23 protein-coding genes are annotated in these 24,313 nt (G+C 59.0%); 7 read left to right on the forward strand and 16 right to left on the reverse strand.

All coding sequences use genetic code 11. The features are described from left to right. Positions 1–32: 32 nt before the first annotated feature. Both RPMA_RS26480 and RPMA_RS26485 read right to left on the reverse strand, forming a co-directional pair. A complete protein-coding gene (locus tag RPMA_RS26480) occupies positions 33–1,229 on the reverse strand; it encodes a CaiB/BaiF CoA transferase family protein (RefSeq protein ID WP_211910678.1) in 1,197 nt (398 codons plus the stop codon). Then, positions 1,192–1,956 carry an alpha/beta fold hydrolase gene (locus RPMA_RS26485; protein WP_211910679.1) on the reverse strand — a complete coding sequence of 255 codons (765 nt, stop codon included), beginning with the start codon at positions 1,954–1,956 and terminating at the stop codon, positions 1,192–1,194. Before RPMA_RS26485 ends, RPMA_RS26480 begins: the two co-directional genes overlap by 38 nt. Positions 1,957–2,351: 395 nt before the next feature. Between RPMA_RS26485 and RPMA_RS26490 the strand changes: the two genes are divergently transcribed. The 6 genes from RPMA_RS26490 (at position 2,352) to RPMA_RS26515 (ending at position 8,221) form a co-directional block, all read left to right on the forward strand. Further along, positions 2,352–3,344, forward strand: coding sequence for an NADPH:quinone oxidoreductase family protein (locus tag RPMA_RS26490; RefSeq protein ID WP_211910680.1), 993 nt, complete (start codon positions 2,352–2,354; stop codon positions 3,342–3,344). Between the two features lie 382 nt (positions 3,345–3,726). Continuing rightward, positions 3,727–4,719, forward strand: coding sequence for a tripartite tricarboxylate transporter substrate binding protein (locus tag RPMA_RS26495; protein ID WP_211910681.1), 993 nt, complete (start codon positions 3,727–3,729; stop codon positions 4,717–4,719). Positions 4,720–4,845: 126 nt separating this feature from the next. Then, positions 4,846–6,054 carry an NAD(P)/FAD-dependent oxidoreductase gene (locus RPMA_RS26500; protein ID WP_211910682.1) on the forward strand — a complete coding sequence of 403 codons (1,209 nt, stop codon included), beginning with the start codon at positions 4,846–4,848 and terminating at the stop codon, positions 6,052–6,054. Beyond that, the gene (locus RPMA_RS26505; RefSeq protein ID WP_211910683.1) at positions 6,051–7,388 is read left to right on the forward strand and encodes an aromatic ring-hydroxylating oxygenase subunit alpha; all 1,338 of its coding nucleotides are present in this window, start codon (positions 6,051–6,053) and stop codon (positions 7,386–7,388) included. The genes RPMA_RS26500 and RPMA_RS26505 overlap by 4 nt, the downstream gene beginning before the upstream one ends. A 10-nt stretch (positions 7,389–7,398) precedes the next feature. Further along, a complete protein-coding gene (locus RPMA_RS26510) occupies positions 7,399–7,893 on the forward strand; it encodes an aromatic-ring-hydroxylating dioxygenase subunit beta (RefSeq protein WP_211910684.1) in 495 nt (164 codons plus the stop codon). Positions 7,894–7,903: 10 nt separating this feature from the next. Next, complete coding sequence (locus tag RPMA_RS26515) at positions 7,904–8,221, forward strand: non-heme iron oxygenase ferredoxin subunit (protein ID WP_211910685.1); 318 nt, start codon at positions 7,904–7,906, stop codon at positions 8,219–8,221. Positions 8,222–8,254: 33 nt separating this feature from the next. On the opposite strand, the gene RPMA_RS26520 is transcribed toward RPMA_RS26515, so the two are convergent. From RPMA_RS26520 to RPMA_RS26580, 13 genes are all read right to left on the reverse strand, one after another. After that, a complete protein-coding gene (locus RPMA_RS26520) occupies positions 8,255–8,842 on the reverse strand; it encodes a MarR family winged helix-turn-helix transcriptional regulator (protein ID WP_211910686.1) in 588 nt (195 codons plus the stop codon). A gap of 1,204 nt (positions 8,843–10,046) precedes the next feature. Beyond that, positions 10,047–10,442 carry a cytochrome o ubiquinol oxidase subunit IV gene (cyoD, locus tag RPMA_RS26525; RefSeq protein ID WP_211910687.1) on the reverse strand — a complete coding sequence of 132 codons (396 nt, stop codon included), beginning with the start codon at positions 10,440–10,442 and terminating at the stop codon, positions 10,047–10,049. Beyond that, positions 10,439–11,071, reverse strand: coding sequence for a cytochrome c oxidase subunit 3 (locus RPMA_RS26530; RefSeq protein WP_211910688.1), 633 nt, complete (start codon positions 11,069–11,071; stop codon positions 10,439–10,441). Before RPMA_RS26530 ends, cyoD begins: the two co-directional genes overlap by 4 nt. Next, positions 11,068–13,056 carry a cytochrome o ubiquinol oxidase subunit I gene (gene cyoB, locus RPMA_RS26535; protein WP_211910689.1) on the reverse strand — a complete coding sequence of 663 codons (1,989 nt, stop codon included), beginning with the start codon at positions 13,054–13,056 and terminating at the stop codon, positions 11,068–11,070. Before cyoB ends, RPMA_RS26530 begins: the two co-directional genes overlap by 4 nt. Next, positions 13,053–13,931: a ubiquinol oxidase subunit II gene (gene cyoA / locus RPMA_RS26540; protein WP_211910690.1), complete on the reverse strand. Its 879-nt coding sequence runs from the start codon at positions 13,929–13,931 to the stop codon at positions 13,053–13,055. Before cyoA ends, cyoB begins: the two co-directional genes overlap by 4 nt. A gap of 1 nt (position 13,932) precedes the next feature. Then, positions 13,933–14,964: a heme o synthase gene (locus tag RPMA_RS26545; RefSeq protein ID WP_211910691.1), complete on the reverse strand. Its 1,032-nt coding sequence runs from the start codon at positions 14,962–14,964 to the stop codon at positions 13,933–13,935. A gap of 256 nt (positions 14,965–15,220) precedes the next feature. Further along, positions 15,221–16,447, reverse strand: a complete 1,227-nt coding sequence (locus tag RPMA_RS26550; RefSeq protein ID WP_211910692.1) for a CaiB/BaiF CoA transferase family protein — start codon at positions 16,445–16,447, stop codon at positions 15,221–15,223. A 10-nt stretch (positions 16,448–16,457) separates the two neighbouring features. Continuing rightward, positions 16,458–17,306 carry an enoyl-CoA hydratase-related protein gene (locus tag RPMA_RS26555; RefSeq protein ID WP_211910693.1) on the reverse strand — a complete coding sequence of 283 codons (849 nt, stop codon included), beginning with the start codon at positions 17,304–17,306 and terminating at the stop codon, positions 16,458–16,460. A 55-nt stretch (positions 17,307–17,361) separates the two neighbouring features. Beyond that, positions 17,362–18,582: an acyl-CoA dehydrogenase family protein gene (locus RPMA_RS26560; RefSeq protein ID WP_211910694.1), complete on the reverse strand. Its 1,221-nt coding sequence runs from the start codon at positions 18,580–18,582 to the stop codon at positions 17,362–17,364. An 84-nt stretch (positions 18,583–18,666) separates the two neighbouring features. Continuing rightward, positions 18,667–19,617 carry a 3-hydroxyacyl-CoA dehydrogenase NAD-binding domain-containing protein gene (locus tag RPMA_RS26565; RefSeq protein ID WP_211910695.1) on the reverse strand — a complete coding sequence of 317 codons (951 nt, stop codon included), beginning with the start codon at positions 19,615–19,617 and terminating at the stop codon, positions 18,667–18,669. Positions 19,618–19,640: 23 nt separating this feature from the next. Continuing rightward, positions 19,641–20,426: a 3-hydroxyacyl-CoA dehydrogenase gene (locus tag RPMA_RS26570; protein ID WP_328516540.1), complete on the reverse strand. Its 786-nt coding sequence runs from the start codon at positions 20,424–20,426 to the stop codon at positions 19,641–19,643. A gap of 277 nt (positions 20,427–20,703) precedes the next feature. After that, positions 20,704–22,161, reverse strand: coding sequence for a YncE family protein (locus tag RPMA_RS26575; protein ID WP_211910697.1), 1,458 nt, complete (start codon positions 22,159–22,161; stop codon positions 20,704–20,706). Continuing rightward, on the reverse strand, positions 22,158–22,697 hold the full coding sequence (locus RPMA_RS26580; RefSeq protein ID WP_249225444.1) for a DUF305 domain-containing protein: 540 nt from the start codon (positions 22,695–22,697) through the stop codon (positions 22,158–22,160). Before RPMA_RS26580 ends, RPMA_RS26575 begins: the two co-directional genes overlap by 4 nt. Before the next feature lie 322 nt (positions 22,698–23,019). Here RPMA_RS26580 and RPMA_RS26585 point away from each other — a divergent pair, with 322 nt between their 5' ends. Beyond that, a complete protein-coding gene (locus RPMA_RS26585) occupies positions 23,020–23,451 on the forward strand; it encodes a hypothetical protein (protein WP_211910698.1) in 432 nt (143 codons plus the stop codon). Here RPMA_RS26585 and RPMA_RS26590 read toward each other — a convergent pair. After that, positions 23,444–24,211 carry an SDR family oxidoreductase gene (locus RPMA_RS26590; RefSeq protein ID WP_249225446.1) on the reverse strand — a complete coding sequence of 256 codons (768 nt, stop codon included), beginning with the start codon at positions 24,209–24,211 and terminating at the stop codon, positions 23,444–23,446. The genes RPMA_RS26585 and RPMA_RS26590 overlap by 8 nt on opposite strands. Positions 24,212–24,313: the final 102 nt, after the last annotated feature.

A 24,313-nucleotide genomic window follows, 5' to 3' on the forward strand; every position in this document is an offset into this window, starting at 1 on the left:
CATTCTATGTAACGCGCGCCGCTAAGCCAGTCTTATGAGCGTTTCAGCAGCGCTTCCAAGTGGCTGTCGTGCTCACCAAGCAGCGGGGCAGGATCGAGCTGCGTGCAAGGTCTCGCCGAAAATGACACCGGCGCCTTCATGGAGACGTAACGTCCTTCTGTCGGATGCTGGGCAATCGCGAAGAAATTCACGTCATCGAGATGCGGATCGTCGAGAACATCTTCGAGATCATGCATCGGCATGGATGGTATCCCGGCGACCTCAAATAGCTGGGTCCATTCCGCTGTGGTTTTCGCTGGCGTACGGTGCGCAATCTCCGCATAGAGCGCGGTCGCATTCTTCATGCGATCAGGCTTGGTCGCAAATCGGACGTCGTTGGTGAGCCGGTCATCGGCGAACAGAACCAGCAGCTTTTCAGTGATCGCGTCAGTGTAAAGAACGATGCTGATATGGCCATCCGCGGTCGGAAACGGCTGCCTCTCGGGATCCAGCTGCCGTGTATACCCCATCTGATAGGCTTGCGGCTTAAACGTCGCGCCAAACAGGTGTTCCTGCAGCATGAAATGCGCAAACGATTCGAACATGGGGACCTCGACGAACTGCCCCTCACCTGTCCGCAATTTGTGGACAAGCGCCGCAAGCACGCTGTAGGTGCCGTGAAGTCCGGCGACCTTGTCGGCAATAAGCGACGGCAAGTAGCGCGGCCGAGCCTGGCCATCGACCCGCGACAGCAGCGTTGCCGTCCCCGTGGCGGCCTGGATGACATCGTCATAGGCAGGGAGATCACGGTAGCGACCGCCCGATCCGAAACCAACACAATGGGTGTAGATGATGTCCTTGTTGATCGCTTTGACAGCGTCGTAACCGAAACCGAGACGATCGATCGCGCGCTTTCGGACATTGTGAATGAAAACATCCGCGGTTCGCAAAAGCTCCCGTAGCTTCTCCTTGTCGCGCTCCGTTTTCAGATCGAGGGTAAGCGACTTCTTGCCACGGTTCAAAGTCATGTGGCACGCGCCCATGCCACCTGTCTTGACCGAAGCGCCAGAGTTCCTAAACATGTCTCCGCTCGGCGCTTCAATCTTGATCACGTCGGCGCCGAGATCCGCCAGCGTTTCGGTCGCGTAGGGACCGAAAACAATCGTCGTCAGATCGATGATTCGGATATTTTCAAGCATCCGCGCCATCATCTCACCGTCCCTGATGTGACGTGGCTGCCGAAACATCATTGATCTCCTCAGTTGCGATCTTGTCGATCGCTGCAGCGAGGTGATCTGGCGCCGAAAAGAACGGACAGTGGTCCGTATCCAGGGTCACGATCGGAGAGCAGGCAAGCGCCGAATGCATTGCCTTCTGCAAAGCCAGAGGCACCGCACGATCTTGCTTGGTTTCGATATAGGCCCGGGGAACGCGCCCGAACCGCTCCGCTGTCGAAGACAGCGGCGTTGCGAATACGGCCATGGGCTCCGCCCCCATCTTCGCTTCAGCCACGCGAACGAGTTCTGCGGGCGCGGTATTGTAGAACACCTGCTGAACCGCATCAGCCGAAACGGTGGAGGTCTTTCCATCGGCGCCAGGAATCACATACGGCGCTTTCGCACCGCCGGAAACGCGGGCGACGAAGCCACCCAGCGTTTCGCCCGAAGGCAGAAGAAACGCAGCGAGATAGACAAGCTTCGCGACCGAGTCAGGCACACGCTCAGCGACTTCGCTGATCACGATCCCACCTCGGCTATGGCCAAGAAGAACCACTGGTTCGCTCTGCACTTTGACCACATCGACGATCTGATCCGTCCACCGCCCGAGAGACACGTCCTTTATCGGCGTTGGATCGTCGCCCATTCCGAGCAGATCAACCGCGACGACCTTGTGGCCGCGCGATTCGAGCAAGGGAATCAGGGGTTGCCAGCACCATTTGCCGTGCCATGCGCCGTGAACGAGAACGATCGTCGCCATCTTGAATCCTCACCTTGAATTTTGGCTGATAGCCCGCTCGCCGCTTCAATGCCGAATGGGCTGGGAGCCGCCGTCTAGACCATTGTCATCCACGGCCTCCGCCAACGATCGAGACTGACCAGCGCGACTGTCCGTCACAATGACCGCGACCGCCAGTTCACATGACCTTTTCGCGCGCTGAGGAAGTCGGCAGCATCGCGATCCTCAAAGGTTCATCAACGGCTCTGCTCCCGTAATGCGGAATGCGATCGGGTTTTTCGACCAACGCATAGACACCATGGACCTATGGTGATGCAACGACGAAACAAAGCGCCAAGCGCTTTGATGTGTTTGGCCATACTCATTAAACTGGGTTCGACGACTATGCCTCCAAGAGGACAATGGATCAAAGCGACATGAAAGCTCTCGTCAGCAAAGAAGCAGGTGGGCCCGAGACACTAGAATACTGCGCCATGCCCGACCCGAGCGCTTTGGATCACCAGCTCTTGATTGCGGTAAAAGCGTGTGGGCTGAATTTTCCGGATCTTTTGCTCATCCAAGACCTGTATCAGGTGAAAGCGCCCCGGCCCTTCATCCCCGGCGCGGAAGTCGGTGGCGTGGTCGTTGACGTTGGCACTTCTGCCGGCGAATTCAGACCCGGTGATCGGGTGATGGCGCGCTGCGGGACCGGAGGATTGGGGGAGCTGATCGCGATCGATGCGAGCCGATGCGCGAAGATCCCCGACAGCATGTCTATGGAACATGCGGCGGCCTTCCAGTTCGCCTATGAGACCTCGTATCACGCGCTCATTGACCGGGGCAGAATCCAGGCAGGCGATCAGGTTCTCGTCCTCGGCGCATCCGGAGGATTGGGCATTGCTGCAATACAGATTGCCAAGGCGAAAGGCGCTCGCGTTTTCGCAATGACATCGTCTCAGGAAAAGCTTTCCTTCGCGACCGAGAACGGTGCGGATGACGGATTGATCTATCCCTCGGACCTGGCAAGCACCGATCTCAAGACGTTGACGAAGGATGTGAAGCGGTTGCTAGGGCCAAAGGGAGCGGACATCGTCTTCGATCCTGTCGGTGGACCATTGGCTGAGATAGCGCTGCGATCCTCGGGCGAGAAGTCGCGCTATCTGGTCCTCGGTTTCACGGCCGGGATTCCCAGCATCCCGCTTAATCTTCCACTCCTGAAATCGTCCGAAATTCTCGGTGTGAATTGGCGAACGTTCTCGATGGAAGAGCCCGGCGCGAATGCAGCAAACCGGGACACGCTGTTGCAGATGTATGAGCGCGATGAGATTCGCCCACCAGTCACCGTGACATATCCTTTGCAGGATGGTGCAGAAGCTCTGCAGCTATTCAGCGAGCGAACGATACTTGGAAAAGTCGTGGTGCTCACCTGAGAGCGACCAACGCTGTCGGATATCGGAAATGATGTCCGACCGCCTCGTTCGCGGCCAATCCAGCGATAACATTCGCGTGGCTGAACCAAACCAATAGATAGTGGCACTCCGCTTGATTCTGACTTGAATCGGAGCCCATTCGAGACGGTATCGACGATCGCCGGCGCAGAACCCCGCTTGGCTTCTCGTTGACTGTGAGCCAGTCGGCCTCCTCATAGGTCAGCCCGCCCGTCCCGCCATCAGCCACATTTTCAATACCAGCGACCAGAAGCGCCCAGCGACGGCAAGTATTTTGCAGCGCAGCGAAGCACGGAATTTTTGACATTTGTCTATTGGCGATAGGAGATTTAACAACTAATGTCTTGACAACTACGCCATTCAAATGAGCGGGTACTGGAGGAAAATCATGGATCGCAGACAGTTCGTCTTGTCAGGTGGGGCAATGCTCGCGATGAGCGGCAAAAAGGCCGTGGCTCAAGAGTCATTCCCGTCGCGTGCTGTTCGCCTCGTCGTTCCGTTCACGCCGGGAGGGCCGACCGATGTCATCGCGCGGGTTATCGGGGAAGCGATGTCGGTGAAATGGTCCGTTCCCGTCATCGTGGACAACAAACCCGGCGCAGGCACGATGATCGGAACGGATGCAGTCGCCAAATCCACGCCCGATGGGCACGTTGTCGGCGTGGTTATTACTGCGCACGTCATCAACCCCGCTGTCAGGGACAAGATGCCGTTCGATGCCCAGCGCGACCTGAGAGGCATTACGCAGCTGGCCGAAGCTCACATGGTCGTGGTGGCCAATCCAGCGTTCGAGGCAGATGACATTCCCGGCCTGGTGAGATTGGCAAAGCAGGCCAGCCAGCCGCTTGCTTATGCAACGCCCGGCCCCGCAACCGCGACTCACATGGCCGCTGAACTCCTGCAGAAGGTGGCAGAGATCAAGATGTTGCATGTGCCCTATAACGGCAGCGCGAATGCCCTGACGGATGTTCTGGCACAACGCGTCCCGTTGATGTTCGATGTCTGGCATTCGGTCCAGCAGCACGTCCAGGATAAAACTTTGAAGGTCATTGGCGTGACGAATGCCACGCCGATCCCGAATGCGCCGCAATACAAGCGGATCGCGGAGACCTATCCCGGCTATGAAGCAAATTCGATGTTCGGGCTGGTCGTTCCATCGAAAACGCCGGATCAGATGGTGAAGGCGCTTTCACGCGATGTTTCTGCATTCGTGAAGTCACCGGAATTCGCCGCCAAGGCCGCATCTTTCGGAATGCAACCCATTGGCTCGTCACCTGCGGAGTTCGATGACTTCATCGACAGGGAAATCAAGAAGTGGCGGGACATCGCAGGCAGCGCCAACATCCGCATCAATTGAGAAAGGTGCGGCGGATAGTGCCCGATCGCCGATGCTTTAGGCCCGGCTCCCTCTTGCCCTAATAGGTGTTTTGACAACCATTGTCGCCGAGCGTAAAACAGGGGCGCCGGGTTGTTTGAGGTAGAAATGGACGCCAGCGTATCAATCGTGGGAGCCGGTCAAGCCGGAGGGGTCTGCGCACTCGCGCTGCGGAAGCGTGGTTTCGGAGGCCGGATTACGCTGTACGGCGCCGAAGCGACATTGCCGTATGAACGCCCCTCTTTGTCTAAGGAATATCTCACCGGCGAGGCGTCGGAACTCACATATCTGGCTGACCACGAACGCTGGCGTGCTGAGGGCATCGATGTCCGTATCGATACCAGGATTACGCGTATCGACAGGACTGCGCAGACCCTTCGAACCGAGAGCGGCGTCGATGAGCCGTATGATCGGCTCGTCCTGGCCACTGGCGGCGAAGCCCGGCGCTTGAAGGAGATGTCGCACGACCGCGTCTGCTACGTCAGAACGGCTGAAGACAGCCGACGCCTCGCGCACATGATGGCCGGGGGCGGTCCTGTTGTTGTTGTTGGCGCCGGCGTTGTCGGGCTGGAGATCGCTTCGAGTCTTCGGAAAGCTGGCCTCGACGTCGTCGTGATGGAGGCGGCAAGCACCATTCTGTCTCGCGTGCTTCCCCAGGAATGCTCGTCGCTCCTCGAACGGCTGCATCACGACCACGGCGTTTCCATTCGAAAGTCGACGAAGATCGTTGGCTTGCGCGATCTAGGCAATGATGGCGTCGTCCTCGACCTTGATGACGGCGAAACCATAGCAGCACGCTTCGTCGTGATCGGCGTCGGCATGGTCCTCAACGATCAGTTGGCGCGCGAGAGCGGGATTGCCTGCGACGACGGCATACTCGTCGATGATCAGTATCGATCGATCACTGACCACATGATCTACGCAATCGGCGACGTTGCACGGCATCATAGCCGCCGCCGGGAAGAGAGTTGGGCCCATGCCCAATCTTCTGCGGAGGCTGCGGCTCTATCGATCGTGGAGGGGGATGTTGCGGCCAGGACCGTGCCCTATCTATGGACCACTCAATACGGACTGATGTTTCAGGTCGTCGGAAACATCATGCATGCAAACTCCAAGCGATCACTTGGTCAGTCCGGCTACCTCTTTCTCGATGGCGAGAATCGGGCTATCGGCGCCGCGATGCTTGATGGGAAACGTGAATTCCAGATGGCGAGGAAGCTCGTCACCGCGGGCGCTGCGATCCGCGACGCAGACTGCATGAATGGAGCAATCAATCTCAAAGAGGCGATCAAGAGCGCCCAGGAGCAGAAATCATGACAAGCGAGAGCGCAATCGGATCATTGCTGATCGACCGACCGCAGGACGGCATCTTCGAGGTGGCACGGCGTGCTTTCACGGACCCGGAGATCTTCGCGCTGGAGCAGAAATACATCTTCGAGGCGCTCTGGACTTTCGTCGGCCTCGAAACCCAGATTCCGAGAGCGAACGACTTTCTGACGACCCATATCGGGTCGCAGCCGGTGCTCCTCACGCGCAAAAGCGACGGAAGCGTCGGATGTTTCCTCAATACCTGCCGCCACCGGGGCACGATCGTCTGCCCGTTCAAGCACGGACGCCAGAAATTTCACGTTTGTCGGTATCACGGTTGGGCCTACGACAGCGACGGTCGCAATACAGCAGTGACCGAAGAGGCCGACGGCCAATATCCGGAAAGCTTCCGAGACAAGAATCGCGATCTCATTCCGGTCGCTCGACTGGAATCATATCGCGGCCTGATCTTCGCGAGCCTGTCCCCGTCAGTTCCACCGCTTGAAGAGTATCTGGGACAGGCGGCACATTTCATCGACCTGATCGTCGATCAAAGCCCCGTCGGCCAAGTGGAGTTCGTTCCGGGAGCCTCCAGTTACACATTCGACGCCAACTGGAAGCTGCAATTCGAAAACGGCCTCGACTACTATCATTTCAATTCGACGCACAGCTCATACGTCGACATCCTGAAGAATCGCGCCGTATCGTCGAATGCCGACCTTCCGCGCGAGGATTCGGCGGAGCGGGTCGGACAGGGCAGCTTCAGCTTCCCCCATGGCCACGCGGTGAACTGGTCGATCAAGCAAGTCTCTGCATATGGCCGCCCCCTGTCGAACGATCAGGAAAATCTGAACAGGCTCACGGAGCAATTCGGCCGGGATCGCGTCAAATGGATGCTTCGACAGCGGAATCTGACGATATTTCCGAGCCTCCAACTCATCGACATCAGCTCATCGCAGCTTCGGACGTGGCGACCGCTCGCCCCCGACAAGACGGAAATGACTTCACACTGCATTGCGCCCGTCGGCGAGAGCGCGGAGTCCCGGCGCATGCGCATCAGAGGGTACGAAGACTTTTTCAATCCCAGCGGCCTCGCAACATCCGATGACAACGTGATGTACGAATACTGCCAGACGGGCTATGTCGCCGAAGCCGGGAACACGTTGGGCTATTTGCGAGGTCTGGGCTCAGATCCGGTCCATGACGGGCCGCATGCGAATGAAGTCGGTATCACGCCGGATGAGTATGCGTTCGGAGCACCGACCTTCGGTGGCGAAACCAATTTCCATGCGGGATATCGCGAGTGGCATCGCCTCCTCTTAAATGCCGGCCAAAAGATCTAGGAGCGAGCGCATGTCGCATGATTTGTCATCCATCAGCGCAGCCATCTATAGAGAGGCCCGTCTTCTGGATCAGAAAAGCTGGAAAGAATGGCTTCTGATGTATGAAGAAGACGCCGTCTATTGGGCACCGGGCTGGTTGAACGAATACGACCTTGTTGACGATCCGGATCGGCAGGTCTCTCTCATCTATCATACCAACAGAGGGCAGCTTGCCGAGCGCATCTCGCGCATCCAGTCGAGGAAATCGATTACAGCGCTTCCGTTGCCGCGCACCGTGCATGTGATTTCGAACGTGCACTTCCTGGATGAGAAGCAAAGCCCCGCTCTCGTGAGCGCCAGTTTCGTGGTGCATGTGTTCGACCCGCGAACGGCGCGTGAGCACTGTCACTTTGGCCACTACGAATTCCTGTTCTCGCTGTCGGGGGAAAGCCCTACGATCGCATCGAAGAAAATCATTCTGGCGAACGATCGCATTCCGACAGTCGTCGACTTTTACAGCTTGTGAGGAGATTGGAATGTCAGACGGTTGGTTGAAGGCTGCGGATCTGGATGACGTCGTCGATGGAGAGCCGTTTGCGTGCGAGATCGCCGGCACGAAACTGGCTCTCTATTCGCTGGATGGATGCATTTTTGCGACGTCGAACATTTGCAGCCACGCCTATGCACTGCTTTCGGACGGGCTCATCGAGGGCGATGCGATCGAATGTCCGCTTCACAATGCGCGGTTCGATATCCGAACGGGGAAGGCGCTAACCAGCCCCGCGGAAAAAGATATCGCCACTTACCTGACCAAAGTCGAGGGCAACGCGGTTTTTGTGAGGATATCGGACTAAGTTCAAGCTCCGAAAAAAGCAGAACGAAAATTGCTACTTTCTTGACTTCTTAGTGGGCGGTGAAGCGGATGGAGGCAGCTTAGTCGGATCAAACGTCGACGACTGACGTGCCGTTTCTTGGTCCATCTCGGGGATGCGGTCTTCGAGATATCGCGCGGTCTGTATAAACTTCTCGATATCGTCGAGCGTCAATGCACCAAGCAATCGTCGGTGCCGTTTGATCACCTCAGAGAAAATCTGATCGGTGAGTTTGCGGCCAGCTGGCGTCAAAGATATCGCCGTACGCCTTCGGGCACTCTTTGGCACGTCGTTAACTGTGACGAGACCGCGCGTTTCCAGAGATTTGACCGCACGGCTGACAGCTGCTTTGTCCAAATTGCCGATCGTCCAAATCTCATAAGCACTCGACGCCCCCTCAGAATCTAGAAACGACAGTATTCTCCAATCCAAACGGGTAATGCCATATTTCTGATCAAAAAATGCTTGCGCCGAGATGCGCAGCTTGGTCATGAGGCGCGCGACAACTGTCGGAATATATCTATCAAAATCGATCGCTCGACCGCGTGTCACGCCTTTTGGCTTTGGGCTGGATGCGACCGGCCTCCTCGTGCTGCCCTTCATGGTCACCTCAATATCAGCGAGCGATGAAGGCCGTCGCGACACGGAAAGCTTGCTGAGTTGTATTCCCTAGATTGAAATGAATTGCCACAAACTCTCTTGGTATACCAGTGTCGAGGCAGCTGCTTAGCTTGTTTCCACAAAGATCGTCGATCTCGGGCCCAGTGTTTTTGACCTCTTCTAGAAGTTGGACCGGCTGCATCCCGAGGTTCGCTAAGTCTCTCGTTCTGAAAAAGCGGCCGGGACCAGCCGGCGAACAACCGCGCCGCATTGTATTCAGTCGAGCTTTCGCTTCTGCCTGGAGGATTGGCCTAACCCCACCGCGTGACAGTTTCCGCCACCTTGGCTAAGCCCGAAACTGCCTGCCAACGTTACCTCAGATTGAGGCGGCAGAACATTCACCCTGAGCTTCCGAATGGGTGCCGGTCGGCCGATATCCCATACGATCGTCGATCAGACGCGAAAGGACGAATAGGTGCGTTGAACGAAAAAAGCGAGATAGTTGGGCTATCTCGCTTAAGTCGAGGGAGGTACGATGACCACAATTAAGTAGTCAAAATGCCGACCGAAAGCCGAAAAAGAGCACGTCGGTCAGCGCACCAAATATGCTTCGAATTGGCCGGCTGGCTAATGGCAATCAAAGCCAATTCTTTGGCATTATCTCACATCCACACTTCTGGCTTGGCCGCATCTTCGTCGATCTACATTCAGTGCAACGGAACAAGCTCGCGCGGACGTCCTCCAACGCTTGGCGTGCACGGAACGCCGGAGCTGTTTAGATGCCCTCACTTGGGCAGCAAGTAATCCGTTTTCATGATTGAGAGTTTTTATGCTGGCGGGGCCATCCTGTGCGGTCCCACCGCCGCTGCGCTGACAGTGACTGCAACCAAATGCAGTAACGCATGCACTTTTCACGGCGTGTCACTGATTGGCAGTCTCCATCACTATTGCCTCGGTACCACGTGAGAGGTCTCGCGCCGCATCATGACTGTAGATGTACGGAACTTCGTTCATTATAGCGTTCTTAACTTCCGTGTATGCTGGATCCTTGTGCGTAAAGCCTACAGTGCTTGACCAGCGACATCTCCGAAAGCGCGGGCCCGATTGTAAATCCTAGATCTCGCATAAGCAGAGGGCGACGTCTCGGTCGGTTCCTGCTGAGAGACCACACCGCACTTGCCTACGCCGATCTTCCGCTTTGCCCTCTTCAATGTTTCATCGACATGCTCGCCGATAGGCTCGAGGGCATCACCATGTTCGCATTCATGTCGGCCACAATCCAAATTGTGCCGGTGATCACTACAAAAACGATAAGCACCCCAAAGGCCAGCGCGAGCACATTGTTGGTGCTTTCCGGCCCGCTGGTCACATGCAGGAAAAACACCAGATGAACGCCCATTTGGGCAATGGCGAGCACCGATAGGCCGAGGAAGACACCGCCCGGCCAGAGCGCCGTCGTGTTCGCCGCCCAGAACGAGGTCGCCGTGAGAAGAGCCGCGACAACGAGGCCGATCGTGTAGACGAGAAATTCGGATGGAGCCGCGTCGTTCATCTCGCGGCTTGGCCTATCGCCAGGTGCGCGTTCGTGCCGGGCTTCGATCATGAGCTTACTCCCATCAGATAAACCATGGTCAACACACCGATCCAGACGATATCAAGCGTGTGCCAGAACAACGAGAAGCACAGTAGGCGATGCTGCACCCGCTCGGCGAATCCGAACACCGCCACCTGCACCAGCATCACGACCAGCCAGACCAGCCCGAGCGCGACATGCAGGCCATGGCACCCGACCAGCGTGAAGAATGCCGACAGAAAGGCGCTGCGCTGCGGCGCGGCGCCAAGCGCGATCATGGTCTGGAACTCGCGGACTTCCAGTTGAAGGAAGACCGCACCGAGCAGCAAGGTGGCGAGCGCCGTGGCATAGGTCGCGGCCGTGCGGCGCGCATTAACCGCCAACAGCATCAGCCCGCAAGTGTAGCTGGACAGGAGGAGGCAAGCCGTCTCGATCGCCACCGTGGCCTGGCTGAACAGTTGTGCGCCCCCCGGCCCGCCAGCCGTGGCACGCACGAGTACGGCGTAGCCGACGAACAGCGACGCGAACATGACGATGTCGCTCAGCAGGAATATCCAGAAGCCATAGGCGACTACGATCCGCTTCGGTGCTGGGCCCGCTTCGCTGGCATTGAGCAGCGCGTCTTGCTGCATCTGATCGACGGCAACCGCTATATTCATGCTGAAACTCCCGTCTGGTGAGCCTGCACAAACCGGGCGATCTCCGCGGCCGGCACCTCGATGTCGTTTTCGCTGCGAAACGCGAAGGCCAGCAGCGTGACGAAGGCACCGACCATGCCGACACAGGCCAACCACCAGATGTGCCAGATCAGTGCAAAGCCGATGACGACGGAGAAGAAGGCTATTACGACCCCCGTCGCGCTGTGCTTCGGCATTTCGATGGGCTCATAGGCCCGCGTCTGCGCTAGCCGCTCTCCGGGCGTCCCGACCAAGTTCTTGCTGCTCCAGAACGCGTCCAGTCCGGCGACCTCGGGCTGGATGGCGAAATTCCACGCCGGCGACGGTGAGGGCGTCGCCCATTCGAGCGTGCGGCCGTTCCAGGGGTCACCCGTCACGTCCCGCAACTTCGCGCGACGGCGGATCGACACCACCAGCTGCACGACCTGGCACACCACGCCGACCAGAACGATGCCGGTGCCGAGCGCTGCCGCAATCAGCCAGGGTTGCCATGACAGATTGTCGTAATGCTGCAGGCGGCGCGTCATGCCCATCAGGCCGAGCACATAGAGCGGCATGAAGGCCACATAGAAGCCAACGAACCAGCACCAGAACGACGCCTTGCCCCAGCCTTCGTCGAGTCTGAAGCCGAACGCCTTCGGGAACCAATAATTGTATCCCGCCATCACGCCGAACACGACGCCACCGATAGCGACGTTGTGGAAATGCGCGACCAGGAAGACGCTGTTGTGCAGCTGGAAATCCACCGGAGGCACCGCCAGCAGCACACCGGTGAGACCGCCGATGACGAACGTCACCATGAAGCCGAGCGACCACATCACCGGCACGGTGAAGCGGATGCGGCCGCCATACATCGTGAACAACCAGTTGAAGATCTTAGCGCCCGTCGGCAGGGCGATGATCATGCTCACCACGCCGAAGAAGCCGTTGACATTCGCGCTGGCGCCCATGGTGAAGAAGTGATGCAGCCAGACAAGAAAGGAGAGCACGCAGATGGCCATCGTCGCGGCGACCATCGAACGATAACCAAACAGCGGCTTGCCGGAGAAGGTCGCCATCACCTCGGAATAAACACCGAATGCCGGCAGGATGAGGATGTAGACTTCGGGGTGCCCCCATATCCAGAACAGATTGGCATACAGCATCTGATTGCCCTGGCCTTCGAGCGTGAAGAAGTGAAAGCCGAGATAGCGATCGAGCGCGAGCATCGCGAGCGTTGCGGTCAGGACCGGAAACGCTGCCACGATGAGCAGATTGGCTGCCAGGGCGGTCCAGCAGAACACCGGCATGCGCATATAGCTCATTCCCGGTGCGCGCATTTTGAGGATAGTCGTGACGAAATTAATGCCCGCCAGCAGCGTGCCGATGCCCGAGATCTGCAGCGACCAGAGATAATAATCGACGCCGACGCCCGGCGAATATTGCAATCCGCTGAGCGGCGGATATCCCCACCAGCCCGCCTTTGAAAATTCGCCGACCGCGAGCGAGATATTGACCAGCAGCGCCCCGGATGCGGTGAGCCAGAAGCTAACTGAATTGAGCGTGGGAAAGGCCACGTCGCGAATGCCTAGCTGCAGCGGCACCGCGAAATTCATCAGCCCGACCACGAACGGCATCGCCATGAACAGGATCATGATCGTGCCATGCGCCGTGAAGACCTGATTGAAATGCTCGGGCGCCAGATAGCCCTGGGCTCCGCCGGCTGCGAATGCCTGCTGCGCACGGATCATGATCGCATCGCTGAAGCCGCGCAGCATCATCACGAGCGCGAGGATGCAATACATGGCGCCGATCCGCTTGTGATCGACCGATGTGAGCCACTCCCGCCACAGATAGGGCCAGGCTCCCTTCGCCGTCACAAATCCGAACACACCCAACACGACCAGGACCATAAATCCCGTCGCCCCCATGATGATCGGCTGATGCAGCGGAATGGCATTCCAATCGAGCTTCCCAAGGAGATTCATCGCTCGGCCCTCTGCGAGGTTAAACAAACGTCCTGACCTGCCTGTTGCGTCGCCATGGCAGCATCGACGATGCTACCGAACAGATCGGACGCAACGGAACGATAGCTACGCGGTGTAACCGCAATGCTCGGCTTCACGAGCTCGGCGTAGCTCTGCCGATCGAGGACCGCGCCGGTGTCGCGGGCCTGCCGAACCCATTGCGCAAAGCGATCATCCGTGACGGCATCGACGTTGAAACGCATGTCGGAAAATCCGTCGCCGCTGAACATGGCGGAGAATCCGGGATAGCTGCCGACCTGGTCCGCCTTGAGATAAAGATGGGTCGTCATGCCCGACATGGTGTAGATCTGGCTTCCGAGCTGCGGCACGAAGAAGCTGTTCATGACGCCCGATGACGTGAGCTCGAAGCGGATCGGCGCATCGACAGGCACGACGAGCCTGTTGACGCTCGCGATCCCCTGCTCGGGATAGATGAAGAGCCATTTCCAGTCGAGCGAGACCACCTGCACATGGACCGGCTTGACCCCGGCGTCGATCGCCTTGGGCGGATCGAGTTCGTGGGCGCCGATCCATGCGACGCCGCCAACCAGCAGCACTGTCATCGCGGGGATGGACCAGACCAGCAATTCGAGACGTCCGGAATAGATGAAGTCCGGCCGATAGCGCGCGCGCTCATTCGTTGCACGAAACCAGATCGCAAAACTGACAATGGCGACGATCACCGGGATTACGATTGCCAGCATGATGCCGAGCGCGTTGATCAGGATCTTCAGCTCGGCCATGGCGATCGGTCCTTTCGGATCGAGCACGCCTTCGGTGCAGCCGCTGAGCAGCGTCGCCGAGGTCAGCAGGCAAGCCAGCAAACCGTATCGCATGTCAGACCTCCGTTGGATTTTTGGAGCACGCGCTCTGCGCCAGACGCACCACATGCACCGGCGCGCAGATGTCGTTATGCGACGCCCGCATCTGCCGGAATGAACTTGCGCCATGGTCGATCAGGAGCGCCGAAAACAGAGCGAACAGATAGACGATGGAGAATACGAATAACCGGTGGGCCGGACGGCGATCGGCCCCGATGCTTCTGTCGAGCAAATAGGCAAGCGCGAAGAAGACGGTCCCGCCGATCGCAGCAGCGATGCCGTAAATCGGACCGGCAAACCCCAATGCCCAGGGCAGCTCCGATATGGCAGCCAGCAGCACGCTATAGATCAATATCTGCCGCGTCGTGACCGAACGTCCTGCCACCACGGGCAGCATCGGCACGCCCGCGCGCGCATAATCATCGCTCCGGTTGAGGGCAAGCGCCCAGAAATGCGGCGGCGTCCAGACGAAGATGACAAGGAACAGCACCACCGGCTGCAGCCCGATGTCACCGGTCGCCGCGGCCCATCCGATCACGGGCGGCAGCGCCCCCGCTGCGCCGCCGATGACGATATTGTGCCGTGTGGAGCGTTTCAGCCACGCCGTGTACACGGCCACGTAAAACAAGATCGCTCCTGCTAATAGCGCGGCTGCCGTCAGATTCGTCGCCATGGCGAGACCGACGACGGAGCAACAGGCCAGAACGATGCCGCCGGCGAGCGCTTCGAACCGGGAGACCCTCCCGCGGGGAATCGGCCGCATCGCGGTGCGGCTCATGACCGCGTCAATATCCGCGTCGTACCACATGTTGAGCATGCCGGCGGCGCCTGCACCGGCCGCAATCGCCAGAACGGCGAACACGATCATGATGGGTTCAGGTCGAACCGGCGCGCAACTCAAGCCGACAAGCGCCGTGAAAAGCGCCAGCATCATCACACGTGGCTTGGTGAGAGCGACAAAGTCCGAGATCGTCCGATGGGCCGCGAGATCGGGATCATGTCGCGATCGTCGGTCGCCCAGCTGGCCAGCAATGGATTTGACATTCATCTCCCGGCTCCAGGTTCGCTCCGAATTCGATCTGCCGCCCTCCGCCCGAACAGCAGCAGCGCGTGCATTCAGCATGAGCGATCCGATACCGAGGCGATTGAAGATGGCTGCTCAATTGGTACCAAACCCGCTTGAAATCATCGGCCGGAGCTTTTGCGACTGTCGTCTCAACGGCCGGCGAAGCTCTAGCGGATATCATGCGCGCTCCGATGGTCGTGACTGTTTTGCCATCACGACCGCCGCAGTCTCGCTTTGTCTATGCTGCGTGATCCTTCGCATTCGGAACGGCACCACTGGCATGCAGGCTCTCGATCTCCGCGGCGCCAAATCCGAGCTGGCGGAGAATCTCGTGATTGTGCTCCCCGATCGTCGGTCCGCGCTTCGCCGCTACTTTGGCGACGCCGTGAATCTGAAGCGGACTCGAGATCGTCGATGTCAGCTTGCCGCCGGCGCCTTCGAGCGGAACGATTATGTTGTTTGCCCTGAGCTGGGGGTCATCGATGACCTCCTGCGGCCCGCGCACCGCGCCGAAGGTGACGTGCACACCGTTGAAGACCTCGTACCAATGCGCCATCGGCTCCGCGCAAAATGTCTGGTCGAACATCGCCGTCAGCTCCGCCATGTTGGCCGTCAGCTGTGCCGGATCGGAAAGGCGCGGATCAGTGAGAATATCTGGGCGACCGATCGCTCTGGCGACCGCTTCCAGCTTGTCCGGAGTGATGATGAGAACGAACCAGACGCCATCTTTGGCGCGGTAGACATTCATCGCTGCGTTAGCTGGGTGCTTGCGATCGTGCAGGCCGAAGAACTTTGCATCGCAAAGCGCGGCCTGAATCGACACGCTGGCGGACCACACGCCTTCGGCGAGCAGCGAGGTGGTGACATGTGCCCCCTGCCCCGTGCGTTCCCGGCGATAGAGGGCGGTGACGATGGCCGAATAGAGTCCAACGGCAGTGGCATTATCGCCGCTCCCTGCGACCGGCCAGGTCGGCGGCGCACCTGCATCGCGGGTCATCGACAGCAATCCGCTACGCGCCCAATATGACGTGATGTCGAAACCTGGAAGATCTGCATCAGGTCCGTTGTCGCCGAACCCTGTCAAATCTGCATAGATCAACCGGGGATTCCATTCCAAGACATCGTCATAAGCGATCTTCAGCTTCTTGCGCGCAGGATGGGGCGTGTTGACGATGAGGACGTCGGCCCATTTGACCAGCTTTTCGAGCACTTGGTGCGCGCCCGGCGATTTGAGATCGAGCGCCATGCCGCGCTTGTTGCGATTGGCCAAATGCCAGGGATAGGCATCGTCGGCAATCGGCTGCGGCGGAAAATGATTGGCGTGCCGCCATAGTTCGCCACCGGGCGGCTCGACCTTGATCACGTCTGCGCCGAAATCGGACAGGATGACAGCAGCACTCGGACCCGCGATGAAGCTTGCGAGATCTACCACCTTCAATCCGGAGAATATGTTGTCTTTGGCCATGCTTGCCCTTTCAGGAGGTTGCGTTGCGTTCAGCGCCCGCGAAACTGCGGCGCGCGTTTCTCAAAAAGGCAGCGGTGCCTTCCTGCTTGTCTTCGGTCGCAGCGCAAATTCCGAAATACGAGGCTTCCAGGGCAAGACCTTCGCTTTGGCTCGTCCCCATGCCCCTGTTGGTGGCTTGCAGGGAAAACTTCACCGCGATCGGGGCGTTGGCCATGATCTGCTGCAACACCGCCTCGGCACGCGCGATCAGGCTGTCCGCCGCAACGACCTCGTTCACCAGGCCGATGCGATAGGCTTCCTGCGCGGAAATCGTCTCACCCGTGAGGATCAGCTGCAAAGCGCGCCCTTTGCCGACAAGACGCGGCAGGCGCTGCGTGCCGCCACCGCCGGGCAACAGGCCGAGCTTAACCTCTGGTTGGCCCAATCTGGCATGCTCAGCCGCAATCCTGATCGTGCAGGCCATCGCAGTCTCGCAACCGCCACCAAGGGCGAAGCCGTTGATCGCCGCGATCACCGGTTTGCCGAGATTTTCGATGAGGTCCAGCACATCCTGCCCGAACCGGCTGGACTCCTCGGCATCGTAGGCATCGATATCTGCGAGTTCACCGATATCGGCGCCGGCAATGAAGGCCTTGTCGCCGGCCCCGGTGAGGATGACGCCGCGCACGGTTTGATCCGCCTTGGCGTCCTCGAATGCGGCATGAAGATCGATCCATGTCGCCGTATTGAGCGCGTTGAGTACCTTCGGCCGATTGATCGTGACGTAAACGATCGGCCCTTTTTTCTCGTATTGGATATTCGGCCTGGAACCAGGTGCCGTGGCAAGCGAAGAGGAAAGCGATGCAGTGTCCGAAACCATCGTGATGTCTCCTGATCGGCGGCCCGCAGCGCTTGCGCGCCGCGCCGCTCACATGTCAGAGGAAGGCGCCGTAGCCGGTGATGGCCTTGCCGACGATCAGATTCTGCATCTGATACGTCCCCTCATAGGAATAGAGCGCCTCGGCGTCGGCGAAGAACCGGCCGACATTGTAATCGGCCACGATGCCATTGCCGCCGAGCACCTCGCGCCCCCACGCCACCGTCTCGCGCGCCTTGGCGGTGCAGAACGCTTTTGCCAAAGCTGCGTGATGGTCACCGAGCTTGCCTTCGTCATCGAGCTGGGCCAGGCGCAGCATCAGGCACTGGCAGGCGGTGAGATTGCCCAGCATCTTGGCCAGCAGATCCTGGATCAGCTGGAACGATGCGATGGGCCTGCCGAACTGCATGCGTTCCTGGGCGTATGTCAGCGCGGCTTCGTAAGCTCCCATCTGGATTCCGGTGGAGCCCCACCCCACCATATAGCGCGTCATCCGAAGCACGCGCGCCGTATCGCGGAATGAATTTCCGCCCTGCAGGCGGTTCGCTTCCGGCACCCGCACATCCTTCAACGTGATGTGGCCATTCTGGACCACTTTGAGCGCCATCTTGCGCTCGATCTTCTCGACGCTGAAGCCGGGCGACGACTTGTTCTCGACAATGAACCCCTTGACCTGATTGTCATCCAGGTCGCGAGCCCAGATGATCGACAGATCGCACCACGGCGCGTTGCCGATCCACCTCTTCTGCCCATTCAGGATCCAGCTGTCGCCATCGCGCTTCGCTGTCGTGGTGAGACCGCCGCTTGCTCCAGAGCCGACCAGCGGCTCGGTGAGGCCGAAGCAACCGACCTTCTCCCAGCGCGCCATCGCCGGGAGCCATTTCTGCTTTTGCTCTTCGGAGCCGTCGAGATAGATCGATCCCATCGCCAGGCCACTATGTACGCCGAAGAACGTACAGAGAGATGCGTCCGTGCGCGCCAGCTCCATCGCCACGAATCCGAACAGTTTCTGGCTCCCGCCAGCACAGCCATAGCCCTCGAAGCCGAGCCCGCCGAGGCCGAGCTCCTTGAAGGACGGCAGCAGTTCGAACGGGAAGGCGTCGTCCGACCAGTATTTGTTGATGATCGGCTGGACCTTGGTCTCCATATAAGTCCGCACTTTCCGGACGAGCGCCTTCTCCTCCGAGGTCAGAAGGTCGGCAAGCTGATAGAAATCGCTGCTTGCATCCGGTGCAGGCTTTGGCGCTGTGGTCCTGCTTGCTGTGTTGGCGGTGGGCATCTGCGGTCTCTCCTCGCTGCGGCTCACAAGCCTGAAAGATGACGAATGAAGGGGTGGTCGATTTCATCAGTGCCGACGATGGTCTCAACGCGGACGGATGGCTTTCCTGCGCAGCTCGATCAAACCGAGGAGCATGGCGTCGCGCTCTGCTTCCAGCTCCGCGACCGTGCGCGCTCCGGTCTCCGCATGGACACTGTCGATGAGCTTCTTTTGCACTTCGGGCGTCAGCACCGGCGCGCCGAGAGTCTTCCACCACGCCGTCATCGGGCCGGTGAATTGCTGGAAGAAGTGCTCGATGCCGCCCGCGCCTCCACCGAGATGGTTGAGCATCATGTTGCCCATGACGCCCCAGCGCAGGCCTGGCCCCCAACTTAGGGCGGTATCGGCGTCCGCGGCGCTCACCACGCCTTCGGCGACGAGGTAATAAACCTCCCGGCCGAGCGCGGCCTGCAGGCGGTTGGCCACATGTCCCGGCAGCTCCTTGTTCACCCGCACCGTCCGTTGCCCGATCGACGTATAGAACTCTTCCGCGCGCCGGATCGTGGCTTCCGATGTCTTCGCGCCACCAACGATCTCGGTCAGCGGGATCAGATGCGGCGGGTTGAAAGGATGGGCGATGACACATCGCTCCGGATGGGACACGGTTCCCTTCTGGATCTCGCTCATGGTGAGGCCGGAAGAACTGGAGGCGATGATCACATCTGGCGGCAACAGCTCGTCGAGTTGAGCGTAGAGCTTCTGCTTGAATTCGATCCGCTCCGGCCCGTTCTCCTGAACGAGATCCGCACCGGCGATGGCCTCGGAAAGATGCGGACTGAAGGTGAGATGCGCTCGCGAGGCTCCAGGAGACAGGCCCAGCCGCTCCAGCGCTGGCCAAGCCATATCGATAAAGTCCCTCAGGGCCGATTCTGCATTCGGTGCAATATCCGTCGCGACGACCTCAAGGCCTTTGGCGAGAAATAGCGCGCTCCAGCTCGCACCGATCACGCCAGTCCCGACGACAGCGATGCGACGGATGGGTTTGATATCGGCCATCTCAGTTCTCTCCCATACCTGGTTTAGATGTCGGCGTAAGCGATGCCGGTGAGATTGCCCTGCGCGTAAAGAAAGTTGCGCTCGTCGGATCCATCGAGCCGCGCGGAATAAACCGAGCCGGCGAAATCGGTCACGAACATGCGATCATTCGCGACATCGAGCGCGATCCCGATCGCCTCCATGAGATGCGTCAATACGATCTCAGGCTCGGCAGGTTTGTCGTCGATGGACGCGCGGTTGACCGTGTTTCCACTCGGAGGATCGCCGCGGTCCGTCCAGTAGAGAATCCGTCGCCCGTGATCGATCTCCAGATCGATCGGCTCTGGAAGGCTATCGTAAAAGATCTCGATGTCCGTTCGCGTGGCCGCAGTCTCGCCGACCGGAATTTCGACATTGGCGCGGAAGATGCGGCCGAGCCCCGCATTATCGGGCCCTTTCTGGGTCCAGTAGATCCGCCCGCATTTGTGATCGATGGCCAGGCCGACGCACCATCGGGTCTGATCGTGCCCGTCCGTCGCGACATCACCCGCTTCGACAAGCGTTTCCAGCCCTGAGCCATCGAGATTGCAGCGCATGACCCGCATGCCTTCGCGATCGCACCAGTAGAGCCGACCGCCCTTCTTATCCAGGATGATCTGCTTGGGCGTGTGCGTCGCCCCGTCTGCCACGATGATTGTGCGGTTCTTGCCGTCGAGATCGGCCCGCTCGACAGATCCGTCATTCAGGTTGGGAACGCCCATATTGGTCCAGTAGATATGCCCCGCTTCAAAATCGACGGCGATACCATCTGGAAAGCGGCATCCGGTCACGATGGTTCTGCGTTCGGAGCCATCCACATTCATCGCGTGGATGCACCCCGCGTTCAGCTCGAGAACAAACAGGCGAGCAGCTATCGCTCTTGACGATCTCGTAACGGCTATGACCATTGCGCACCCACCATCGTGGTTCGACCTCGGACCGGGTCAGGTGCTCACACTATGCCGCGATCGCCGGCGCTCCTCTTGCACAGACATGTCATCGTTGGATGAGCTTGCTGCGAACTCGCTGATGCGCCGACGATCTACTTCGATTCTGCCCGGCGAGCTCTCAACGCGCCTGCAGCTGCACGATAGTGCCGGGCTGCGCGGCGGTGCCTTCGCCGATCACGAGATATCGTCTCGTTTTGTCGTCACCGGATTGCACGAGCTGCCGGATTGGGCCTGACGCATTCACGATGGCAGATCCAGCCGGATTGGTCGTAAAGACTGCGAGAGGCTGAACGGAGCCGTGCCCGTCCGGCTGCTCGGCAAGACCGATGAAATATGGCTTCTTCGGCTGCAAACCGGTCACAGCCGCCTGAAAGATCTGGACTAACCCTTGATCGAACAGCGCGACGTTCGTCGGCGCCCGATCGCCAGCTTGCGCGCCTTTGACGGACAGCGTGAGATGAACCGCATGGCCTGCAGCGCCCGGGGGGACGAGGTTCTCCGTCCCTGCCCCCTCCCGTACTGCATTCGGCACATAGTTGATCGCTTGCGGCGCCTGCCCAACCGGCACATGGGCAATGACCTTGTTGGTGGCCGTGTCGATGGCTGCCAGCGCGTCGTCATTCTCAAGGCCCACATAGATGCGGCGACCGTCGCCCGATGGCCAGACACCATGTGGCAGATTGCCGACCGGAATGACCGCCAACTGCTCGAAATTGTCGGTCCGGTACACTTTCACTGCGTTGAGACCTCCCACGGAGACATATGCGAAGGTTCCTTGCGGTGTCCTGGCGAAATTGACGTGATTGGTGATGGGGCCCGTATCGATCGTCGTGATCCTCTCGAAAGGCGGCCTTGCATTGAATATCTGTGTGCGCCCCGTGTCCTTCAGTGTGAACCACACCTGATCTCCATTCGGAGACGCAGCGATGTTCGGGCAGAACGGGCTCTCCTGCTGCACCGTCGCGACGATGCTGCGATCTTTCACGCTCACCACGACAAGCTCTGGATTAAAGGACGAACAGATGTATGCGTATTTGCCGTCGGGCGAGAAGATCTGCATGCCAGGGCCATTCGGCGTCTTGATGCGGGCGATTTCCGCGAAGCTCTTGGCGTCGATTACCGAGACGTAGTCCTCGCCGCGCACCGTGACCCAGACCTCCGAACCATCCGGCGTGTAGAACGCTTCATGAGGCGACCGTCCCAGATAAGTCGTGTGCTTGACCTTGTTAGTCGCGGTATCGATGAACGTCACCGAATTTGAACCGATCGAGACGACGGCGATAGTTCGTCCGTCCGGGGCATAGCCCATGCCATGCACGAGCACCTGGCCTCTGTAGAGCGGACTGAAATTAACCGGCTGTGGCTCACCGAGGCGGATCACGCCGAGCAGTCGGTTCGCCATCGGATCGATAACCGATACGGTATTCGAGAACTGCTCTGCGGCGTATACGCGATCGCGGCTGCTGATCGGAATATCCGGATCAGAGGCAGCCCCCGGTGCTTGGCCAGCTGTGGCTGTCGCCGCATGAGCCATGGAGATTGCAAGACAGGTTGCTAGGCGTGCGGCGCGGATCATTTGGTAAACCCCTTCATTTCTGCAGACGACATTGCAGGGTCCGACATTTCGGACGACCTCCGATGATGGTGCTTTGCGGCGGAATGCTCCCGCGGGACCGATGACGAAGTGGCGACCGCGCTCGGTACGGCGGAGAATGATAGCGGCTGGCCGAGCGCCAATTGCATGGCCATGATTTCCTGTTGTTGCTCGATAACGATCTCCTGCGCGATCCTGCGCAGCTTCTCGTTCCGGCCATATCGAAGTTCCGCCAGCGCCATCGCGATCGCACCGCGATGATGCGCGATCATCATCGCTGCAAAATCGGCATCAACATCGCCTGTCGGCTTGATCTCCATCTCCGACATCATCTTGAACATGGCCGCGTTATTCTCATCGATGAACGGCTGCTCACTGGCCAGGCGCTCCACGAGGCCCGCGTCGCCAACCGGCCCTCTATCCTCGGCGCAAGCCGGCGCAACAACGCTCAGGACAATAAGAATCCAGAGGTACGATCGATCATTCGTAAATATACGTGGCATCTTCGTTATCTCCATCCCCGCTTCTCTTTAGATCTGACGTGATATCGGTTCATTTTTAAATCGACGCACTGCTGTGCGCGATCACGCATCGTCTCTCTCGTGTGCTGCAGGCTTGGCTTTGGCGATTGGGCGAAATGTCATTGGGCAATGTGTCATCGGACGAAATGCCATATGCGAGACGTTCAAAAGACCCGAAAACGACACGACACACGCGTCTCGAAATGCAAGAACGATCCGCGATCCGTCACTAAGTTTGCTCTCTTCAACCATCCGACCCGTTCGAGGATGTAATTCTATCTCGACGAACCTCCATTTTCCCGAGCGTTGAGCCTGCGCGATGCTGGACGAAATCCTCAAATCCATGACGCTATTCTCCGTCATCATCGGGGCCATTGCGATCTATACGGCGCTCCGCACCAACAACCGGCGGCTCGGCGCCGACATCTTTTTGCGATATGCCGAACGCATTTCCGATCTCCGCCAGAGCCTGCCGGATCGGTTTCTGTTCGAGGACGACGAGCGCCGTATCGAAATGACGTCGCGTGAGCGGCGGGTAATCCGTGAAGTGATCTATTCCATTTTCGAGTTATACGAACTCAAGATCCACGGCTTCATCCCGCGCACCATCTGGACGATCTGGGAGCCGGACATCGAGCGACTTCTGACACTCCCTGCCTTTCGCCAGGAGCTCACCGCTCTGCGAGTGGCAGGGATCGCAAAGCATCCGCGTTTCGAAACATGGGTCGCACGACATGTCGTCACTAGATGACGCCGCCATTGGCGCGCACGACCTGCCCATGGATCCAGCGACCACCGCTACTCGCCAAGAATGACACAGTTGCAGCGATATCTTCCGGCAGCCCCAGTCGCTCGAGCGGCGAAAGATTCGCCAATGCATTGATCGCCGCTTTCGGCTTTCCATCCAGAAACAGGCTCGTCGCCGTCGGCCCCGGCGCGACTGCGTTGATCGAGATGTTGCGCCCACGCAGCTCCTTGGCCATCACACGCGTCATCGCTTCCACGCCCGCCTTTGTGGCGGCGTAAGTCGCATAAGTCGGCTGGTAGAGCCCAACGACGCTCGAGGACAGATTCACGATACAGCCGCCATCGCGCAGACGCTTCGCAGCTTCGCGCAGCGTATTAAACGTGCCTCGTAGGTTGATGTCGATATGACGATTGAAGAGCGCGTCGTCTGTCTCGGCGAGAGTGGCGAGCTTCATCAGTCCGGCGCTGTTGACCAGGACGTCAAGGCCGCCGAATTGACACTCAGCGATGTCGAACATCCGACGCACCGCAGCAGGATTCGATACATCCCCTTGAACCGGGATCGCCATTCCGCCTGCGTTTTCGATCCGGTTAACGACCTCGTTCGCCTCGGGCTCGGAACTGGCGTAGTTGATCATGACGGAAAATCCGTCCTGCGCGAGCCGCTCGGCGATGGCCGCACCGATGCCTCGGGAGCCACCCGTTATGAGCGCCGTCTGACCGAAGCTCGCCGTGCCATGCATCGTATTGCCCAGCATCGTCATAACTGATGTTCCCTGCACAAGTCATCGCTGCTGATCGATAGTGTTCGGTGATGAACACGCGCATCCACTGCTCCATATGCGTGCCAAACGACAACAGCCACC

Source organism: Tardiphaga alba (genome assembly GCF_018279705.1).
In the GTDB taxonomy this organism is placed as follows: domain Bacteria; phylum Pseudomonadota; class Alphaproteobacteria; order Rhizobiales; family Xanthobacteraceae; genus Tardiphaga; species Tardiphaga alba.

What these genes read in the sequence shown, in the direction of transcription:
- RPMA_RS26575 (WP_211910697.1), bottom strand. Translation starts at nt 22,161, where the DNA reads ATGATCCGCGCCGCACGCCTAGCAACCTGTCTTGCAATCTCCATGGCT.
- RPMA_RS26510 (WP_211910684.1), top strand. Translation starts at nt 7,399, where the DNA reads ATGTCGCATGATTTGTCATCCATCAGCGCAGCCATCTATAGAGAGGCC.
- RPMA_RS26515 (WP_211910685.1), top strand. Translation starts at nt 7,904, where the DNA reads ATGTCAGACGGTTGGTTGAAGGCTGCGGATCTGGATGACGTCGTCGAT.
- cyoD (WP_211910687.1), bottom strand. Translation starts at nt 10,442, where the DNA reads ATGATCGAAGCCCGGCACGAACGCGCACCTGGCGATAGGCCAAGCCGC.
- RPMA_RS26490 (WP_211910680.1), top strand. Translation starts at nt 2,352, where the DNA reads ATGAAAGCTCTCGTCAGCAAAGAAGCAGGTGGGCCCGAGACACTAGAA.
- RPMA_RS26550 (WP_211910692.1), bottom strand. Translation starts at nt 16,447, where the DNA reads ATGGCCAAAGACAACATATTCTCCGGATTGAAGGTGGTAGATCTCGCA.
- RPMA_RS26530 (WP_211910688.1), bottom strand. Translation starts at nt 11,071, where the DNA reads ATGAATATAGCGGTTGCCGTCGATCAGATGCAGCAAGACGCGCTGCTC.
- RPMA_RS26555 (WP_211910693.1), bottom strand. Translation starts at nt 17,306, where the DNA reads ATGGTTTCGGACACTGCATCGCTTTCCTCTTCGCTTGCCACGGCACCT.
- RPMA_RS26585 (WP_211910698.1), top strand. Translation starts at nt 23,020, where the DNA reads ATGCTGGACGAAATCCTCAAATCCATGACGCTATTCTCCGTCATCATC.
- RPMA_RS26495 (WP_211910681.1), top strand. Translation starts at nt 3,727, where the DNA reads ATGAGCGGGTACTGGAGGAAAATCATGGATCGCAGACAGTTCGTCTTG.
- RPMA_RS26505 (WP_211910683.1), top strand. Translation starts at nt 6,051, where the DNA reads ATGACAAGCGAGAGCGCAATCGGATCATTGCTGATCGACCGACCGCAG.
- RPMA_RS26485 (WP_211910679.1), bottom strand. Translation starts at nt 1,956, where the DNA reads ATGGCGACGATCGTTCTCGTTCACGGCGCATGGCACGGCAAATGGTGC.
- cyoA (WP_211910690.1), bottom strand. Translation starts at nt 13,931, where the DNA reads ATGCGATACGGTTTGCTGGCTTGCCTGCTGACCTCGGCGACGCTGCTC.
- RPMA_RS26520 (WP_211910686.1), bottom strand. Translation starts at nt 8,842, where the DNA reads ATGAAGGGCAGCACGAGGAGGCCGGTCGCATCCAGCCCAAAGCCAAAA.
- RPMA_RS26480 (WP_211910678.1), bottom strand. Translation starts at nt 1,229, where the DNA reads ATGATGTTTCGGCAGCCACGTCACATCAGGGACGGTGAGATGATGGCG.
- RPMA_RS26580 (WP_249225444.1), bottom strand. Translation starts at nt 22,697, where the DNA reads ATGGAGATAACGAAGATGCCACGTATATTTACGAATGATCGATCGTAC.
- RPMA_RS26560 (WP_211910694.1), bottom strand. Translation starts at nt 18,582, where the DNA reads ATGCCCACCGCCAACACAGCAAGCAGGACCACAGCGCCAAAGCCTGCA.
- RPMA_RS26545 (WP_211910691.1), bottom strand. Translation starts at nt 14,964, where the DNA reads ATGAATGTCAAATCCATTGCTGGCCAGCTGGGCGACCGACGATCGCGA.
- RPMA_RS26590 (WP_249225446.1), bottom strand. Translation starts at nt 24,211, where the DNA reads ATGACGATGCTGGGCAATACGATGCATGGCACGGCGAGCTTCGGTCAG.
- RPMA_RS26500 (WP_211910682.1), top strand. Translation starts at nt 4,846, where the DNA reads ATGGACGCCAGCGTATCAATCGTGGGAGCCGGTCAAGCCGGAGGGGTC.
- cyoB (WP_211910689.1), bottom strand. Translation starts at nt 13,056, where the DNA reads ATGAATCTCCTTGGGAAGCTCGATTGGAATGCCATTCCGCTGCATCAG.
- RPMA_RS26565 (WP_211910695.1), bottom strand. Translation starts at nt 19,617, where the DNA reads ATGGCCGATATCAAACCCATCCGTCGCATCGCTGTCGTCGGGACTGGC.